This window comes from Nocardioides sp. QY071, from assembly GCF_029961765.1.
Classification (GTDB): domain Bacteria; phylum Actinomycetota; class Actinomycetes; order Propionibacteriales; family Nocardioidaceae; genus Nocardioides.
The window spans coordinates 2,908,316-2,926,233 of sequence record NZ_CP124681.1 but is presented as its reverse complement, the minus strand read 5'-3'; the positions used below and the strand labels follow the sequence as shown (position 1 = coordinate 2,926,233).

16 protein-coding genes are annotated in these 17,918 nt (G+C 70.8%); 10 read left to right on the top strand and 6 right to left on the bottom strand.

The features are described 5' to 3' along the window. The first annotated feature begins 45 nt into the window (after positions 1 to 45). Positions 46 to 660, top strand: a complete 615-nt coding sequence (locus tag QI633_RS14125) for an HAD hydrolase-like protein (protein ID WP_141798608.1) — start codon at positions 46 to 48, stop codon at positions 658 to 660. Here the strand turns inward: QI633_RS14125 and QI633_RS14120 are convergent. The 3 genes from QI633_RS14120 to QI633_RS14110 form a co-directional block, all read right to left on the bottom strand. Then, positions 647 to 1,066, bottom strand: a complete 420-nt coding sequence (locus tag QI633_RS14120) for a hypothetical protein (RefSeq protein ID WP_141798609.1) — start codon at positions 1,064 to 1,066, stop codon at positions 647 to 649. The genes QI633_RS14125 and QI633_RS14120 overlap by 14 nt on opposite strands. Next, entirely contained in the window at positions 1,054 to 4,845 is a 3,792-nt protein-coding gene (locus QI633_RS14115; RefSeq protein ID WP_282426151.1) for a hypothetical protein, read from the bottom strand. Before QI633_RS14115 ends, QI633_RS14120 begins: the two co-directional genes overlap by 13 nt. A gap of 153 nt (positions 4,846 to 4,998) precedes the next feature. Beyond that, positions 4,999 to 5,781, bottom strand: coding sequence for a crotonase/enoyl-CoA hydratase family protein (locus QI633_RS14110; RefSeq protein ID WP_141798611.1), 783 nt, complete (start codon positions 5,779 to 5,781; stop codon positions 4,999 to 5,001). 47 nt (positions 5,782 to 5,828) lie between these two features. Between QI633_RS14110 and QI633_RS14105 the strand changes: the two genes are divergently transcribed. The 5 genes from QI633_RS14105 to QI633_RS14085 are packed head-to-tail and all read left to right on the top strand — an operon-like array spanning position 5,829 to position 10,759. Further along, a complete protein-coding gene (locus QI633_RS14105; protein WP_282426150.1) occupies positions 5,829 to 7,472 on the top strand; it encodes an acyl-CoA synthetase in 1,644 nt (547 codons plus the stop codon). Beyond that, entirely contained in the window at positions 7,472 to 8,578 is a 1,107-nt protein-coding gene (locus QI633_RS14100; protein ID WP_141798613.1) for a nitronate monooxygenase family protein, read from the top strand. The genes QI633_RS14105 and QI633_RS14100 overlap by 1 nt, the downstream gene beginning before the upstream one ends. Before the next feature lie 36 nt (positions 8,579 to 8,614). Next, positions 8,615 to 9,541, top strand: coding sequence for a hypothetical protein (locus tag QI633_RS14095; protein WP_282426149.1), 927 nt, complete (start codon positions 8,615 to 8,617; stop codon positions 9,539 to 9,541). Between the two features lie 47 nt (positions 9,542 to 9,588). Next, positions 9,589 to 10,077, top strand: a complete 489-nt coding sequence (locus QI633_RS14090; RefSeq protein ID WP_282426148.1) for a hypothetical protein — start codon at positions 9,589 to 9,591, stop codon at positions 10,075 to 10,077. 28 nt (positions 10,078 to 10,105) lie between these two features. After that, positions 10,106 to 10,759 (top strand): SDR family oxidoreductase, encoded by a 654-nt coding sequence (locus QI633_RS14085; protein ID WP_282426147.1) that lies wholly within the window; start codon positions 10,106 to 10,108, stop codon positions 10,757 to 10,759. A 9-nt stretch (positions 10,760 to 10,768) separates the two neighbouring features. On the opposite strand, the gene QI633_RS14080 is transcribed toward QI633_RS14085, so the two are convergent. Next, entirely contained in the window at positions 10,769 to 11,407 is a 639-nt protein-coding gene (locus QI633_RS14080; RefSeq protein WP_282426146.1) for a maleylpyruvate isomerase N-terminal domain-containing protein, read from the bottom strand. A 97-nt stretch (positions 11,408 to 11,504) separates the two neighbouring features. Here QI633_RS14080 and QI633_RS14075 point away from each other — a divergent pair, with 97 nt between their 5' ends. Beyond that, complete coding sequence (locus QI633_RS14075; protein ID WP_141798618.1) at positions 11,505 to 13,010, top strand: hypothetical protein; 1,506 nt, start codon at positions 11,505 to 11,507, stop codon at positions 13,008 to 13,010. Between the two features lie 28 nt (positions 13,011 to 13,038). On the opposite strand, the gene QI633_RS14070 is transcribed toward QI633_RS14075, so the two are convergent. Continuing rightward, positions 13,039 to 14,049, bottom strand: a complete 1,011-nt coding sequence (locus QI633_RS14070) for an acyl-CoA dehydrogenase (RefSeq protein ID WP_282426145.1) — start codon at positions 14,047 to 14,049, stop codon at positions 13,039 to 13,041. Between the two features lie 11 nt (positions 14,050 to 14,060). Next, entirely contained in the window at positions 14,061 to 15,251 is a 1,191-nt protein-coding gene (locus QI633_RS14065; RefSeq protein WP_282426144.1) for an acyl-CoA dehydrogenase family protein, read from the bottom strand. A gap of 37 nt (positions 15,252 to 15,288) precedes the next feature. Between QI633_RS14065 and QI633_RS14060 the strand changes: the two genes are divergently transcribed. Genes QI633_RS14060 through QI633_RS14050 form a run of 3 tightly spaced genes read left to right on the top strand, consistent with a single transcriptional unit; the run spans position 15,289 to position 17,874 of the window. Next, positions 15,289 to 16,431, top strand: a complete 1,143-nt coding sequence (locus QI633_RS14060; protein ID WP_141798621.1) for a Rieske 2Fe-2S domain-containing protein — start codon at positions 15,289 to 15,291, stop codon at positions 16,429 to 16,431. 15 nt (positions 16,432 to 16,446) lie between these two features. Continuing rightward, entirely contained in the window at positions 16,447 to 16,749 is a 303-nt protein-coding gene (locus QI633_RS14055; RefSeq protein WP_141798622.1) for a hypothetical protein, read from the top strand. Between the two features lie 27 nt (positions 16,750 to 16,776). Beyond that, positions 16,777 to 17,874 (top strand): ferredoxin--NADP reductase, encoded by a 1,098-nt coding sequence (locus QI633_RS14050; RefSeq protein WP_282426143.1) that lies wholly within the window; start codon positions 16,777 to 16,779, stop codon positions 17,872 to 17,874. Positions 17,875 to 17,918 lie beyond the last annotated feature (44 nt).

Sequence of the window (17,918 nt, the reverse complement as noted above, 5' to 3'; positions counted from 1 at the left end):
CCGCCCGCCCACGCCTCGCCGGACACGGGTGGATAGCGTGCGGCCATGGCGGATCTCGTCGTCGGGTTCGATCTCGACCTGACCCTCATCGACACCGTGCCCGGGTTCCGGGACGTGCTGCTGGAGCTCGGCCGCGAGCTGGGCGTGGACTTCCCGGTCGAGGAGATGACCGACAGGCTCGGGCCGCCGCTCGAGATGCTGCTCGCGCCGTACCTGCCGGCAGACGTGATCCCGGCCGCGGGCGACCGGTTCCGCGCGCTCTACCCCGACCACGCGATCGCCAACGTGCCGGTGCTGCCGGGCGCGCACGAGGCGATCGCCGCCGTACGACGCCACGGCGGGCGGGTCGTCGTGGTCACCGGCAAGTACGCCCCCAACGCCCAGCTGCACCTGGACCACACGGGCCTCGACGTCGACCTGCTCGAGGGCTGGGTCTGGGGCGTCGGCAAGGCCGGCGTGCTGCGCCGCGAGGGCGCCTCGGTCTACGTCGGCGACCACGTCCACGACGTCGAGGGTGCCCTGGCCGCCGGCGTCACCAGCGTGTCCGTGCTGACCGGCGGGTGCACCGCCGCCGAGCTCGTCGCCGCCGGCACCCACGCCGTGCTGGACGGTCTCGATGAGTTCCCGGACTGGCTGGCCGGCTACGTCAGCACTCGCTGAGGATCCAGGCCGTCACGGCCTGGCTGTCCTCGGAGAGCCCGGAGGACAGCGCGGCCAGCTCTGCGGTGTTCGCCGGGGTCGGGTCCGCCAGCAGCTCCTGCGCGGCGCGGAAGCCCGCGCCGAGCGCGGTCAGCGCCTCGTCGACGTCGTCCGGCGCGTCCTCCTTGAGCGCGTCCAGCTCGGTCACGAGGTCCTCGACGGCCGTCGCGTCCTCGGGGGAGTCCTTGCCGTCGTAGAGCGCCGTCTGGGCGTCGGTGATCCGCTGCGCGGTGGCAGCGAAGCGGTCGCACTCGACGGTGATGTCCGTGACGGGTGCGGACGGGTCGGGCCCGGCCTGCTCCGGGGTGTCGTTGCACCCGGAGCAGGCCAGCGCGAGGGCGGCGAGCGCCAGACCTACACGAGCCACTGACACTCGGGGTACACCTTGATGTTGTTGCCGTAGGGCGAGAGGAAGTAGGCGATGATGTCCAGCCCGAAGTCGGGCAGCGACAGCCCGAGCAGGTTGATGTCGGGCGTGATCAGCCAGGCCGGCGTGTGTGTCCCGTCGCCGGCGGGCTGGCCGAGCGTGAACGTGTTGCCCGGTGTCGTGTAGCCCGGTGCCGGGCGGACGTCGAACGAGACGCCGCAGTCCGCGATCCCGAAGTGGATGATCGGCAGGTGGAGTGCACGCTCCTGCACGTTCTGGTTGATGTGCCAGCGCGGCGCGACGTTGCCGAACGGGATCGAGGCGTGCGGGATGTCCACGATGGTGATCGTGTCCGTACCGAGCGGGTCGGGCCAGTCGATGAAGACCGAGAACCTCTCCTCGAGGTCGACCGTCAGGTCGGTGTCCTGGCCGAACGTGAACGTCCCGAAGTCGCCGTCGAGGCCGGTGGTGAAGCCCAGGCGGAGGTTGACGTCCGAGAAGTCCGTCAGACCCAGCGTGACCCGGTGGATCTTCAGGTCGGCCGACAGGTTGCCCCGGTTCTGGAAGAAGCCGGTCTGACCGTCCTCACCGCTGCCCCAGTCGAGGGAGATCGACTTCTGGACCCGCCCGGCCGCCTCCAGGGCGAAGGCGTGGGTCGCCGGCGCGGAGGTGATGTGCAGGCGGGCACCGATCAGGTCGGCCGTGACCAGCTGGCCGAGGTCGGTGACGTCGAGCGTCACCGCGGCGGCGGCGTCGACGGGGTCGGCGATCCTCGCCGAGGCGAAGGCGTCGATGTCGAGGCCGGGGGAGAAGGCCGTCATCGTGAAGACCGGCGCGTCGACGGTGGTGCCGCTGCCGGCCTGGGTCTTCTTGCCGATCAGCAGGTCGACCGTCTTCGGTACGTCGTGCAGGTGCACGGACGCGGCGAAGTCGAGGTCACCCACGTGCTTGTACGCCGCCGTGATGTCGCTGATGCCCTGGTCCATCGCGACGTCGACCTCCTTCGTGTCGGCCCCGAAGGAGGCGTCCACGCTGATGGTCTTCGGGATCGCGCTGATGGTCAGCTGCGCCTCGTCGGTGTTGTCGTACTGCGCGTTGGCCGTGAACGCCCCGAGCGTCTCGCTGGCGACGTAGTCGATGCCGATGGTGTGCTGGCCGTCGGGCTCGGTGCGCGTGACGATCGGGCCGAAGGTGAAGTCGACGGGGTTGGCCGTCGGGATGCCCTGGGTCAGGTAGAGGCTGAGCGGCTTGGGCGCGAGCGCCTGCAGCTTGGCGTCGACCACCAGGGTGCCGTTGGTCGGGTGGAAGCCCGTCACCGTGTAGGTGCCGTGGGTCGAGTCGAGGTCGAGACCCGTCGGCAGTCCGGTCAGGTAGAGCTTGGCCCGGACCGCCTTGTCGGACCCGCTCGCACCGTCGCGGACGGCGACACCGTGGACCTGCGGCGGCACGGGCGTGGCGGCCAGCGCGGCGGCCTTGCCTGCGGCGACCGACAGCGTCAGGTCGGGGTTGGTGTTGCCTTCGTAGGTGATCCGGCCGCCCTCGCTGCGCAGTGTGACCTGCGACGGCAGGTTGCTCAGCTGGCCGGAGGCGACGACGTCGCCCTGCGCCAGGTGCGTCTCCGCGGCGAAGGCGAAGATGCTGTTGTCACCCATGTCGAGCCCGGCCTCGAAGCCACCGCCGTCGCCGTCGTCGGGCAGCTTGGAGAACGCCGCCCGGCGCAGGTTGCTGATCTTCAGGCTGGCGTCGAGGTTGCCCGAGGCCTCGTCGTAGTACGCCGCGAGGTGGTCGCCCGACAGCGTCGAGAACGTCTCGTGGTTGGTGACATTGGCGACGATCGAGCCGATGCCCCCCGCAGGTGCCTCGAAGAGGACGTCGCCGTCCGCCCAGGAGGCGTTCCACTTCGCCGGGATCGAGGTGATCGCCAGACCCGCGTCGAAGTCGCGGTCCGTGCCGAGCGTCGCGGCCGTGAGATGTGCGGTGGCCGCGGCGCTCGTGGTCGCGGTGTCGGCGTCCCAGTCGAGGACGGAGCCCTTCCCGTCGAAGAGCACCTCGGCGTGCGCCGGGATGCCGAGTACCTCGGCCGTGATCCGGTCGCCGCCCATCCGCTCGACGCCGGCGTACACCTTGTCGATGGAGTCGCTGGCGTCGTAGGTGATCAGGTCGCCGTCGAGGTCGACCGACATGTGCTTCGGGATGCCGTTGACCCGGTAGACCGCGTGGTCGACCTCCGTCGGCCTGGTGATGTCCGGGGTGGTCGTGTCGGTCGCCTCCACGAGGGCGATCTCGTCGTTGGCGGTGTACTCGATGTTCTGGTGCGTGCCCTGGCGGGTCAGGTCGACGCGCACCGACGACGGCAGCTTGTCGACCGTCGCGGTGAACCGGCGGTCGCTGTCGACGGGGCCCGACGTCGTGGCCTGGTCGATGACGGCGTCGACGCGGGTCGCGGTCGGGGTGTTGACCGTGATCGTGTCCTTGCTGCCGGTGCTTCGGTGCGTCATCTGGGCGCCCACGTCGAGCGTGGTCGGGAACGGGCTGAGCTGCACGGAGCCGGTCAGCGGGTCCTGCTCGGTCAGCGGTACGCCGCCGCTGCCACCGGTCAGCGACTTCACGCCGAACGTGATCGCCTCCGTCGGGCCGGGGTTGGTCGACGTGACGTCCGCTGCGATCTTGATGTCGCCCGTGATGGCGTCGACGATGTTCTTGAGCATCACCCGCGCGGTGCTGTTGCCCCCGAGCGTCGAGGCCCGGCCGTCGATCCCGACGGTGACTCGCTTCTTCACGATCGGGGTGTCGTAGACGGCGAACACGTGCGCCGGGAGCGGACCGCTGTTGGGCGCGATCCGCTGGACTGCGAACCGGGCGCCCACGTCGATCAGGTTGGTCACCGGGTTGAGCTGACCGAGCACGTCGGGCAGGTGGTCACCGGTCACGTCGGCCGGCACCGGGACGCCCACGGGCAGCGAGATGCTGCACGACAGGGTCATGGTCGGTGACTCGGCGCAGATCTTGTAGAAGAGCGGCGAGAGCAGGTTCACGACCGGCAGTGTGAACAGCTTGCCCTGGACCTTGCCGACCTCCTGCAGGAGCTCGTCGAGTGCGTCGAGCACCAGCGGGACGAGCGGCAGCGACGTGAGCGTGTCGTTGAAGCTCGGGGGGAGGCCTGCGGTGACGGCGCTCGACGTCCGGGCGGACGGAGCGGCCTTCGAGGTGCGCGGCAGCTGCGCGGAGGTCAGGCTCGGCGCCTCCGCGAGCTCCTCGGCGACGTCGTCCAGCGCCTCGCCGGTCTGGTCACGGTTCACCGGCGGCAGGTCGGAGGCGGGCGGCGTCTCGGCCGGTTCGTTCATGTCCTCCTTGAGCTGCTCTGTGCCCTCCTTGCCGAAGATCACCATCGCGACCCCGGCGAGGTAGGTCTCGCGCTCCTGCGCGGTCGGCGTCGTGTGGGTGACGGCGAGCAGGTCCTCGAGGAGACAGGAGCTCAGCCACAGCTGGGTGGGCTCGGGCAGTGCGTGGAAGCCCTCGGCGAGGATGTCGGCAGGAACCTCCTCCAGCGCGACGAAGTCCTTGCGCCAGGCATTGTCAGTGAACCGTGGCGACCACAGCTCGACGAAGCGGTCACGGTTCTCCGCTGTCGTGCCCTCGGTGGGCGGCGGTTCGGCGCAGCGTACGGCGCTGCCGTCGGCCTGCGCCGGGAGGGGCGCGGCATGCGCGGCCCCCGGGTTGACGAGGACGGCCAGCAGCACGGCCGAGGAGAGCGCAGCGCAAAGGGTCCGAGGGCGCACGGAGGTCACCTGCCGAATCGGGGGGATCGGGAGCAGAGCAGGATGTGGCGGTGCTCACTATCTTCTCGTGAGCGCCCGGGCGCCATAGCCCGTTCGAATCATTGTCCCGCCACGGCGGTGCCCGCTCCCGACCCGCGACCGGTCAGCGACTGATCAGCGACCCCGGAACTGCGGAGCCCGCTTCTCGAGGAAGGCACGCGGGCCCTCCTTGGCGTCCTCGGAGGAGAACACCGCGGCACCGATCTTCGCGTCGTCGGCCCAGCACTCCTCCTCGTGCTTGCCCTCGGAGTCGCGCATCGTCTTGAGGATCGCCTGGACGGCGAGCGGGCCGTTGGCCGCGATCCGGTCCGCGATCTCGTGCGCCTTGGCCAGCGCCTCGCCGTCGGGGACGACGTGGCCGATCAGGCCGAGCTCCTTGGCCTCGGGAGCGCCGAGGGTGCGCCCGGTGAGCAGCAGCTCGGCGGCGACCGTGTAGGGGATCTGGCGGGGGAGCCGTACGGCGGAGCCGCCGAGCGGGTACAGCGACCAGCGCGCCTCCGCGACGCCGAACTTGGCCGACTCGCCCGCGATCCGGATGTCGGTGCCCTGCAGGATCTCCGTTCCGCCCGCGATGGCGGGGCCCTCGACCGCGGCGATCAGCGGCTTGGTGAGCCGGAAGCCCTTGAGCAGGCCCTTGATCGTGGTCGGGTCGTAGGCGCCGGACTCGAAGCTCTCCGAGGGCGGCTTGTCGTCGGCGGCCTTGAGGTCCATGCCGGCGCAGAAGTACCCGCCGGCGCCGGTGAGGATGCAGACCCGGATCTCCGGGTCCTCGTTCACCCGGTCCCAGGCGGCCTCCATGATCCGCAGCATCTCGCTCGACAACGCGTTGCGGCGCTCCGGGCGGTTCATCGTGACGACCAGCTTGTGGCCGTCCTGCTCGACGAGGCAATCACTCATGTGAACAACGCTAGCGAAAAAGTGAAACGTGTTCTACTGTCGGCCTCGTGGCCCTGAACATCGCCGATCTCTTCGAACACGCCGTCGACGCCGTTCCCGACAAGCCCGCCGTCCAGGTGGGTGACGATGTCATCTCCTTCGCCGAGCTGGAGGCCGAGTCCAACAGGCTCGCGCACTACCTGCAGGCACAGGGCATCGGGACGGGCGACCACGTCGGCCTCTACGCGAAGAACAGCATCGAGCACGTCATCGCCCTGATCGGGATCCTCAAGGTCCGGGCGGTCGCGATCAACGTCAACTACCGCTACGTCGCCGGCGAGCTCGAGTACCTCTTCGACAACGCCGACCTCGTCGGCCTGGTCCACGACCGCGTGTATGCGCCGCTGGTCGCCGAGGTGCTGCCCAAGGTCGGTGCCATGAAGGCCGTGATCGCGGTGCCCAACCCGCTCGAGCCCGGCGACGAGAGCGACCTGTCGTCGTACGGCGGCGTCACGCTCGAGGAGGCGGTCGCCGGCCAGTCCGCCGCCCGTGACTTCGGCGAGCGCAGTCCCGACGACATCCACATCATCTACACCGGCGGGACCACCGGCTTCCCGAAGGGCGTCATGTGGCGCCACGAGGACTTCTGGCGGGTGCTCGGCGGCGGCATCGACTTCATGACGGCCGAGCCGCTCGAGGAGTACGACCAGTCCAAGAAGGCGCTGCAGGACAGCCTGGTCACGCTTCCCCTCAGCCCGCTCATGCACGGCGGCGCCCAGGCCTCGCTGCTCATGCACCTGTTCGCCGGCCAGGTCACCATCCTGGAGCCGAAGTTCGACCCGGTCCGCACCTGGGACCTCGTCGACAAGCACGGCGTGCAGATGCTCTTCATGACCGGCGACGCCATGGCGGTGCCGCTGATCGACGCCTACGAGGCCGGTGGGTACGACGGCCAGACCCTGTTCGCCATCGCCTCCAGCGCCGCGATCTTCTCCAAGTCGGTGAAGGAGCGCTGGATGAAGCACTTCCCCAACGCCGTCTTCACCGACTCGGTCGGCTCCTCGGAGACCGGCTTCCAGGGCACCGGCCTGCAGGACGCCAGCGCCCTGTCCACCGACGGCCCGGTCGTCTCGATCCCGCCGACCACCGTGATCCTCGGCGACGACAACCGGCCGCTCGACCCGGTCAAGGACGTCGGCAGGATCGGCCGGACCGCCCGCTCGGGCAACGTGCCGGTCGGCTACTACAAGGACCCCGAGAAGTCCGCCAAGACCTTCGTCGAGATCGACGGCGTGCGCTACTCGATCCCCGGCGACAACGCCCGGATCGAGGAGGGCAACCGGATCACCCTGCTCGGCCGGGGCTCCAACTGCATCAACACCGGTGGCGAGAAGGTCTACCCGGAAGAGGTCGAGCAGGCGATCAAGGCGCACCCCGGCGTGTACGACGTCCTGGTGGTCGGCCTCCCCGACGAGAAGTACGGCCAGAGCGTCGCCGCCGTCGTCGAGACCCGCCCGGGACACGAGGTCGAGCTCGAGGAGCTGCGCACCTTCCTGCGCGCGCACCTGTCCGGCTACAAGCTGCCCCGCGCACTGACCATCGTCGACGAGATCCCGCGCAACGCCACGGGCAAGGCGCAGTACCCGCGGGCCAAGGAGCTCGCGCTGGCCTCCCGTGAGCAGCGCGCAGAGAACGAAGGAGCGAACGCCTGATGCACACCGCCCTGTGCGATGCCTTCGGCATCGAGTACCCGATCTTCGCCTTCACCCCCTCCGAGCACGTCGCGGCCGCCGTGTCGCGCGCCGGTGGCCTGGGTGTGCTGGGCTGTGTCCGGTTCAACGACACCGACGAGCTCGACCGCGTACTGACCTGGATGGACGAGAACACCGACGGCAAGCCGTACGGCGTCGACGTGGTCATGCCGATGAAGATCCCCACCGAGGGCACCTCGGCCGACCTGTCGTCGTACATCCCCGAGGACCACAAGAAGTTCGTCGACGAGACCCTGCTCAAGCTCGGCGTGCCGCCGCTGCCGGAGGGCGAGGGCCGTGAGGGCGTCCTCGGCTGGCTGCACTCCGTGGCCCGCTCGCACGTCGACGTCGCGCTGCAGCACCGCCCGGTCCTCATCGCCAACGCGCTCGGCTCGCCGCCGGTCGACGTGATCGAGCAGTGCCACGAGGCCGGGCTCAAGGTCGCCGCGCTCGCTGGTGCGCCGAAGCACGCGCTGAGCCACGTCGCCAACGGCGTCGACATCATCATCGCCCAGGGCTACGAGGCCGGCGGGCACACCGGCGAGATCGCCAGCATGGTGCTCACGCCTGACATCGTCGACGCGGTCGGCCCGGACGTCCCGGTCCTCGGTGCCGGCGGCATCGGCTCGGGCCGCCAGATCGCGGCCTCGCTCGCGCTCGGCGCGCAGGGCGTGTGGACCGGCTCGATCTGGCTCGGCACCGAGGAGTACCGCAACCTCGCCGGCAACAAGGGCTGGGAGACCGCGTTCCTGCGGGCCACCTCGTCCGACACGGTGCGCACCCGGATCTACACCGGCAAGCCGGCCCGGCTGCTCAAGACGAAGTGGACCGAGGCATGGTCGGAGGAGGACGCTCCGGCGCCCCTCCCGATGCCGCTGCAGAACCTCCTCGTCGCCGACGCCCACAACCGGATCAACGCTTCCGGGGACCCCGACGTGATCTCGATGCCCATCGGGCAGATCGTCGGCCGGATGAACGAGGTCCGCCCGGTCGCCGAGGTCGTCGCCGACCTGGTGGCCGAGTTCGAGGCGACGGTCAAGAAGCTCGACGGGATCGCGGGGATCTGACGGATCTTTTCGCCGTACCGGCCGCACCAGTACGGCGTGACCGACTCCTCCCTCCTCCCGTGGGGCTTCGACGACATCGCTGCGTTCGGCGCCCGCCCTCACCTCGCCCCGCACCGGCTGCACGAGCAGCCGATGTTCACCGACGACGCTCTCGCCGACCTGCTGGACCGGCTGCCGCGGTCGGTCGTCCATCCGTACACGATGGGCGACGACCCGGCGCGCCCGGACCAGTGGCGGCGCGGTGCCGAGACCGACCTGCCCGGCAAGGAGCTGCTGGAGGTCGTCGCCCGCGGCCGCTTGTGGCTCAACCTGGTCGGCATCGACCGCCACGACCCTGAGCTCGCCCGCCTCGTCGACGAGCTGTACGCCGGGATCCGCGCACTGGTGCCCGGCTTCGCCCCGATCCGCACCTCGGCCACGCTGCTGCTGTCCTCGCCGTCGGCGATGGTCTACTACCACGCCGACAACCAGCCGAACCTGCTGTGGCACCTGCGCGGGCACAAGCGCGCCTACGTGTACCCGTGCACCCAGCGGTTCGTGAGCGACGAGAACCTCGAGCGGCTGGTGGCAGGGGAGACCGAGGAGGAGCTGCCGTTCGACCTCGGGTACGACGAGCAGGCCGCGGTGCTCGACCTCGAGCCGGGCCAGGTCGCCTGGTGGCCGCAGAACAGCCCGCACCGCGTCGAGAACCTCGGCGACATGAACGTCTCGCTGTCCACGGAGCACTGGACGGCCGCCTCGGTGCGCCGCGAGCACCTGTGGACGGCCAACTACTACCTGCGCAACCGGCTCGGCCGGGTGCCGCGCTCGACCCGGGAGCACGGCCTGCTCCCGGCCGCCAAGGTCGCGGCGATGCGGCTCGGCCGCCGCGCCGGCGTGCTCGCGCCCGGGCGGCAGCGAGGACTCGTCCCGAGCTTCACCGTCGACCCCGACGTGCCCTCGGGGGTCGGCGGGCTCGGCTGAGCCTGCGTACTCAGCCGGATCCGGGCCCGGGTGCGCAGGATCGGAGCATGACCACACGCCTGCGTCTCGTCCTGCTCGCCCTCGTCCTCGCGCCTGCGCTCACCGCCTGCGGCAACGCCGTCACCGCCGACGTCATCGGTACGACGGCCGTCACCGTCGGCGCCGACGGCCGGCCGGTCGCGCTGGTCCGGGTGTGCACGGGCGGCATCGACACCGTCCAGGTCCTCGGTGACCGCGTCGGGCTGGCAGACGACGAGCCGAACCCGGTCCTCGGGACCTGGCGGGCCGGTAGCGGGAACGGCGGCACCGTCGAGCTGGTCCTCGGCGCCACCAACGACGGGTGGAGCGGTCCCGAGGAGCTCTCGCTCGAGGACGACCGCACCTACGTGCTGAGCGCCCTCGACTCCGCAGCGGACGCCGAGGCCACCCAGGTGACCTTCACGCCGGTCCAGCTCGCGTCCCTGGCCCCGGGCGAGGTCGTCGTACGTGACGGCGAGGTCGTGCCGCGGGCCGAGGCCACCCGCTGTCCGGAGTAGCGACGACTTACTCATCTAGGTTGGTGCCATGACCCGCAACGTGCTGATCGCCGGAGCCGGACCCGGGGTGAGCGGCTCGCTCGCCCGCCTGTACGCCGCGGAGGGCGGCTCGGTCGGCCTGCTGGGCGCCGAGGAGGACGTCCTCACCCAGCTGCGGGGCGAGGTCGAGGCCGCCGGGGCGCTCGCCGGCTCGTCGGTCGTCGACCTCACCGACGACGCGGCCACCCGCGCGGCCGTGACCCGGATGGGGGAGCACGTCGGTCACTTCGACGTCGTCCACTTCAACCCCTCGGCGTACCGCGAGAAGGACCCGCTGAGCCTGAGCCCCGACGAGCTGCTCGCGGACGTCCGCCTCGGCGTCGGCGCGCTGCTCTCGGTCCTCCAGGCCGCGCGTCCGTTCATGGGGCCCGGCGGCCGGATCACGGTGACCGGGAGCATGGCCGCGGACACGCCGTGGTTCGGCGCGGCGTCACTGGGCGTGCAGAAGGCCGGGGTGCAGAACCTGGTGCGCAGCATCGACGCGACGCTGAAGGGCGACGGCATCCGCGCGGTCTCGGTGACCGTTCGCGGCCTGCTCAAGAAGGAGGGCCCGTTCGCGCCCGACAACGTGGCGCGCGCGTTGCGGGCCGCGATCGACCAGGACGAGGCGGACTGGCGCGCCGAGGTCCCCTACACCGGCTGAGCCTGGATCTCAGAAGGCCGAGACGTCCCCCGGCGCCCGCTGCGGCCGGCTGAGGGCCCGCACGAGTGCCACCTGCCCGTGGCGGCGTACGGCGACCGCGCTCAGCAGAGCGAGGACGTCGGCGACCACGTCGTCGGGGAAGTCGGGCGTCTCGACACCGACGCTGCTCGCCAGGTCGTCGGCGTGCACGACGATCTCCATCGCGCGGGTGACGAGGAAGTCGCTCGTGGAGAGTGACCAGCCCTGCCAGGGGATCCGGACCTGGTCCGGGATCCGGCGGTGGTGGTCGCGGAGCAGATCGGGCAGGCGCTCGAGTGCGGCGGTGCCGTGCGCGATGACGTCGTCCGGCCCGGTGTCGGCGGCGGCGTCGGCACCCTCGCGGATCGTCACGTTCACCTCGTCGTCGGGGCCGGCCTCGACCCAGGCCGCGCGGGCGTAGTGCTCCAGCAGTGGGATCGGCGGCTCCGCGACCGGCTCCATCTCCAGCAGCCGCACCGTGTTGCCGGCCTGCTGGACCAGGTGGTGCGCCAGGCCGCCCACGGACATCCCCGCGCACGAGCTCTCCTCGAGCCAGCCGGCCTTCACCTCGGTGCTCGAGGCGAGGTCGAGGGCGATCCGGGCGGCATCGACGAACGAGGCGTGCTCCATGCCCGCACACTAGCCACGGGTCGGTGGTCGACGTGAGCGCCGTCACCGTGCGAGGGTGGGCGCACTCGGCGGCCGGGGCCGCCCTACCGCAGACGACATGGGGGTCGCCATGGTGCACGAGGACACGACGCAGCGCACGGGCAGCCGGCCGCACGCGGTACGCCGGCTGGGGCTCGCCGCGGTGGCGGCCACGGTGGTCCTCGCCGGGGCGGTGCTGACGGCGGGCTCCTCGCAGGCCGACCTGTCGCTGAGCGGCGTGCCGCGCGCGACCTGCGCCACCGGCGACCTGCCCGAGACCGCGCAGCAGGGCCGGGTGCCGGCGGCCGACTACACGTCGGGGCGCGCGGCCCAGGGCTACCGCTGCAACACGGTGCAGGTCGGGCACCACGGCAAGCGCTCGGCGCTCGGGTCGGGCGGCTACAAGGTGCAGCGCTACACCGACGTCACCGGCCGCACCTGCGCCTACTACGACTCGGCCATGATGGTCGGCCTCAACCTGCCGGGCCTGCTCACCGGCGGTGCGGGCCTGGGCGTGGTCGTGCTCGACATGACCGACCCCGCCCATCCGGTGAAGACGGCCAACCTGATCACGCCCGCGATGCTCCAGCCGCACGAGTCGCTGCTGGTCAACCAGGAGCGCGGCCTGATCGCCGCCGTCATGGGCACCCTGGCGACCGCGCCGGGCGTGCTCGACGTGTACGACGCCAGCCAGGACTGCCGCCACCCGCGGCTGATGTCCACGACGCTGTCCGGCGTGATGGGCCACGAGAGCGGCTTCGCGCCCGACGGCCGGACCTTCTGGACCGCCGGCGCCGCGGGCTTCACGCTCACCGCCGTCGACCTCACCGACCCGCGGCGACCGCGCGTGCTGAAGACGAAGACCGGGGTGGTCTACCACGGGCTGCGGCTCTCCGACGACGGCCGCACCATGTACGTCGCCAACATCGGCAGCCCCAGCATCCTCACCGGCGGCCTGCTCGAGGGCGCCGGGCTCGACGTCCTCGACGTCTCCGACATCCAGGACCGTCGCCCGGATCCGGCCATCCGCACGCTCTCGCGGCTGACCTGGGACGAGTCGTCGATCCCGCAGGTCGCCGAGCCGTTCACCCGCGACGGGCGGCAGTACGTCCTCGAGGTCGACGAGTTCAGCGACCTGTTCGGTGACTTCTCACGCATCAACTCGCCGAAGAGCCCGGTCGGGGCCGCGCGGATCATCGACGTGACCGACCCGCGAGCGCCCTCCGTCGTCTCCAACGTGCGGCTCGAGGTCCACGACCCGCTGCTGCGCGCCGACGTGATGGGCGACCCCGGCGCCCGGATGATCGTGCGCAGCTACACCGGGCACTACTGCTCGCTGCCGACCCGCGACGAGCCGCGGATCGCCGGCTGCTCGATGATCGGCTCCGGGCTGCGGCTCTTCGACATCTCCGACCTGGCCCACCCGCGCGAGGTCGGCTACTTCAACCAGCCCGGCCCCGACGGCGGCGCAGCGCTCTCGCAGCCCGCATGGGACGTGGAGCGCCAGCAGGTCTGGTACACCGACCTGGACGAGGGCTTCTTCGCGGTCGGGCTGCAGGGACCGGCCGCGGCGCTGCTGCCCTGACCGGGCGGCTCAGGGCAGCAGCCGGCGATCAGGACGCGAAGCTGCGGCCGATCGCCAACGCCTGCTCGGTGGCGCCCCCGAAGAGGAACTCGAAGCGCTTGCCGCTGGTGAAGTAGCGGTGCGCCTCGCCGTCCAGGTCGATGCCGACGCCGCCGTGCACGTGGACCGTGGTGTGCGCGATCCGGTGGCCCGCGTCGGCGGCCCAGAGCTTCGCGGTCGCGACCTCGGTCGCGGCCGGCAGGCCCTCCTCGAGGCGCCAGATCGCCTGCCACAGCGTGAGTCGCTGGCCGAGGACGTCGATGAACCCGTCGGCCAGGCGCTGCGAGACGGCCTGGAAGGTGCCGATCGGGCGACCGAACTGCTCGCGGGTCTTGGCGTACTCCGAGGTCAGCCGCAGCGCACCCTCGGTCACGCCGAGCTGCTCGGCCGCGGCGAGCGCGACGAGGAGCTGGCCGAGGCGCTCGGGCGCCTCCGGCCCGCCGACCTGGGTGGCCGCGGCGCCGGAGAAGGTCACCAGCGCAGCCACGTCGCCGTCGCTGGTCCTCTGCGCGACCCGCTCGACGCCGGGCGCCGTCGCGTCGACGAGGTGGACGCCCACTCCGGACGGACCGGTTGCGGTGACGAGCAGCGCGTCGGCAGCCATGCCGGCCCGGACCAGGGTCTTGGTCCCGCTCAGCGCACCGGACGCGTCCGCCGTGACGGTCGGGGAGGCGGGCAGGTGCGCGCGCTCCTCGGCCACCGCGGCGGCGTACAGCTTGCCCGAGTCGGCGGCGTCACCGAGCGCGGCGAGGCAGGCGGCGTGCACGGCCAGCGGCACGGGTGCGACGCGCTTGCCGCACTCGACCAGCACGCGCGCGACCATGACCAGGTCCAGCTCGGTCCAGTCGAAGGCGTCGCCCAGCGTCGCCCACAGGTCGCGGTCGAACCGGTCGCCGCCGGCCTCGACCTCCTTGAGCCGCTCGTTGGTGGTCTTGTCAGCGAGGATCTGCGCGGCCAGCTCGGCGGCCTCGTCCTGCTCGGGGGTGAAGAGGAAGTCCATGTCCGTGCTCCTCAGGCTCGCTTGGCGGCGGGCAGGCCGAGGCCGACGTACCCGATGATGTCGCGCTGGATCTCGTTGGTGCCGCCGCCGAAGGTCATGACCAGCGACGAGCGGTGGAAGCGCTCGAGGCGGCCGGCGAGCACGGCGCCGGGGGAGTCGCCGGTGACCCCGGCGTGCGGCCCGACGACCTCCATCAGCGAGCGGTAGACCTCGGTCGCCAGCTCGGAGCCGTAGATCTTGGTCGCCGACGCCTCCGCCGGCGACAGCGGTACGCCGTGGTCGGCGTCCGCGGCCAGCTTCCAGTTGATCAGGGTCAGCGCCTCGATCCGGGCGTGCGCGCGGCCGAGCGCGATCTGCACCCATTCGGTGTCGATGACGCGACTGCCGTCGGGGTTGTGCGTCTCACGGGCCCAGTCCTTGACCAGGGTCAGCGAGTGCTGGAGGGGGGCGGCCGAGGTCAGCGCGACCCGCTCGTGGTTGAGCTGGTTGGTCATCAGCGCCCAGCCGCCGCCGCGCTCGCTGACCAGGTTGGACGCGGGCACCCGGACGTCGGAGTAGTACGTCGCCGACGTACCGACCCCGGCGACGGTGTGGACGGGGGTGTACGACACGCCCGGCGCGTCGGCCGGGACCAGGATCATCGACAGGCCCTTGTGGCGCGGCGCGTCCGGCTCGGTGCGGCACGCCATCCAGAGCCAGTCGGCGTACTGGATGAGCGAGGTCCACATCTTCTGGCCGTTGATGACCCACTCGTCGCCCTCGAGCGTCGCCTTGGTCTTCAGCGAGGCGAGGTCGGTGCCGGAGCCGGGCTCGGAGTAGCCGATCGAGAAGTGCAGCTCGCCGGCGAGGATCTTCGGCAGGAAATGCTCCTTCTGCTCCTCGCTGCCGTAGCGCATGATCGTCGGTCCGACGGTGTTGAGCGTGAGGTAGGGGATCGGCACGCCGGCGATCGCCGCCACGTCGGTGAAGATCAGCTGCTCCACCATGGAGCGGGCCTGGCCGCCGTACTCCTTCGGCCAGCCGATCCCGAGCCAGCCGTCGCTGCCGATCTGGCGGATGACGTCCTTGTAGACACCCGCCTCGCCGAACTCGCCGGTGGCGGACGCCAGGCCGGCGCGGATCTCGGGGGTGACGAGCTGGGCGAAGTACTCGCGAAGCTCCTCGCGCAGGGCCACCTGCTGCGGCTCCAAGTCGATGTGCATGTTGTCACCTTAACGTCAAAACTGTAACGTGTTCTACATGAGCGACACGCGACTTCTCGACCAGGGCACCGTGCCGATCCGCTTCGCTCGCGGCTGGCACTGCCTGGGGCTGGCCTCGGACTTCGCCGACGGCAAGCCGCACGCCGTCCACGGGTTCGGCACCAAGCTGGTCGTGTGGCAGGGCGGCGACGGCGAGCTCAACGTGCTCGACGGCTACTGCCGCCACATGGGAGGCGACCTGACCCAGGGCGAGGTCAAGGGCGACAACATCGCCTGCCCGTTCCACGACTGGCGCTGGGGCGGCGACGGCAAGTGCAAGGAGATCCCGTACGCGCGGCGCGTCCCGCTGCGGGCCCGCACGCAGCGCTACGAGACCGTCGTGCGCAACGGCCAGCTGCTGATCTGGCACGACCCGGAGGGCTCGGCGGCCGACCACGACATCCTGCCGCCGGAGCTGCCCGAGGTGATGTCGGACGCGTACACGCCGTGGTCGTGGAACACCAAGGAGATCAACGGCTCGCACTGCCGTGAGCTGATCGACAACGTCGCCGACATGGCGCACTTCTACTACGTGCACTTCGCGTTCCCGACGAGCTTCCGCAACATCTTCGACGGCCACACCGCGACCCAGTTCATGGAGTCGAAGGGCCGCCCCGACACGATGGGCGGTGGGTACGGCGACGAGAACTCGACCCTCAAGTCGGTCGCGACCTACTACGGGCCGTCGTACATGATCAACTGGCTCGAGGTCGACTACAAGGGCTTCGTCACCGAGGTCATCCTGATCAACTGCCACATCCCGACCGGGCCCGAGTCGTTCCTGCTGCAGTACGGCATCACGGTCAAGAAGCCCGAGGGCCTCGACGAGAAGACCTGCGCCTACATCGCCGAGCGCTACACGGAGTCCTTCGGTGACGGCTTCCTCCAGGACGTCGCGATCTGGGAGAACAAGGTCGCCGTGCAGAACCCGCTGCTGTGTGAGGAGGACGGCCCGGTCTACCAGCTGCGTCGCTGGTACGAGCAGTTCTACGTCGACGTCGCCGACATCGCGCCCGAGATGACCGACCGGTTCGAGTTCGAGGTCGACACCACCAAGGCCAATGAGTACTGGCACGCCGAGGTCGCCGAGAACCTCGCCAAGCGGGCGGCCGCCGAGGCCGCCGCGCCCGCGGACGCCTGAGGCCGGCGACGCGCGATGGCATCGTTCGTCCCGACCAGCGAGGAGACCCTCGACGACCTGCGGCGCTACACGGAGGACCGGCTGGTCGACGTGGCCTGCCTGGACTGCCTGGCGCGGGTGCGGGTCAAGAAGAACAGCGACCACCAGACCTCCGTGCAGTGGAGCGCAGAGGCGAGGTCGGCGTGTCAAGAGTTCGTGCGACGAGATCAGCGTCCCGGCGGACGGGACGTGCACAAGCCGTGCACGCGGCTGATGGCTAGCATCGACGACGCCGTCCGGGCCGGAGATGTCCCGGTCGGCGCGTACGACGGCTACTGAGCCATCTGTTCGAGGAGTGGGAGTTTCGTGGACATCGAGTCCTTCGTGCTGGACGTCGTCGGTGTGGTCGAGGAGACCGCCGACGCGAAGTCGATCAGCTTCGCCGTGCCCGCGGGCCAGGAGGAGACGTTCGACTACAAGCCCGGCCAGTTCCTGACCGTGGCGGTGCCCAGCGACCGGACCGGGATCGCGGCGCGGTGCTACTCGCTCTCCAGCAGCCCCCACGACGGCGGTCCGCTCACCGTCACCGTCAAGCGCACGGCGGAGGGGTACGCGTCCAACTGGATCTGCGACAACCTCGAGGTGGGCGACACGCTGCGCGTGCTCCCGCCGTCCGGCATCTTCACCCCGGCCTCGATCGACGCCGACCTGCTGCTCTTCGCCGGCGGCTCCGGCGTGACGCCGATCATGTCGATCACCCGCACCGCCCTCGCGCACGGCAAGGGCCAGATCGTGGTCTTCTACGCCAACCGCGACGAGTCGTCGGTCATCTTCGCCGCCGAGCTCACCCGCCTGGCCGCCGAGAACCCCGAGCGCCTGCAGGTCATCCACTGGCTCGAGTCCGTCCAGGGCCTGCCGACCGAGGCCCAGATGAAGGCCTTCGCGTCGCAGTACGGCGGCTTCGACTCCTTCGTCTGCGGCCCGGCGCCGTTCATGAAGATGGTCACCACCGTCCTCAAGGACCTCGAGGTGCCCCGCAGCCTGCGCCACCAGGAGAAGTTCGTCTCCCTGGGCGGCAACCCGTTCGGCGACCTCGAGGAGCTGCAGGCCGTCGAGGCCGAGATCGCCCTCGCCGAGTCCGACGACGACGGCCCGGGTGCCGAGGTCTTCGCCGACGCCCCGGCCGGCCCGGTCAAGCTCGAGGTCGAGCTCGACGGCGAGGAGTACACCTTCGACGACTGGGACCCGCGCACCAAGATGCTCGACTTCTTGGAGTCGAAGGGCGTCAAGGCGCCGTACTCCTGCCGTGAGGGTGAGTGCTCGGCCTGCGCCATCCGCTTGATCGAGGGCGACGTCAAGATGGTCTACAACGACGTGCTCGACAACGACGACCTCGAGGACGGGATCCGCCTGGGCTGCCAGTCGGTGCCCTTGACCGACACCGTGAAGGTGAGCTACTCCTAGAGACGACAACGGCCACCGGCTGCACCCCCCTAGGATGCAGCCGG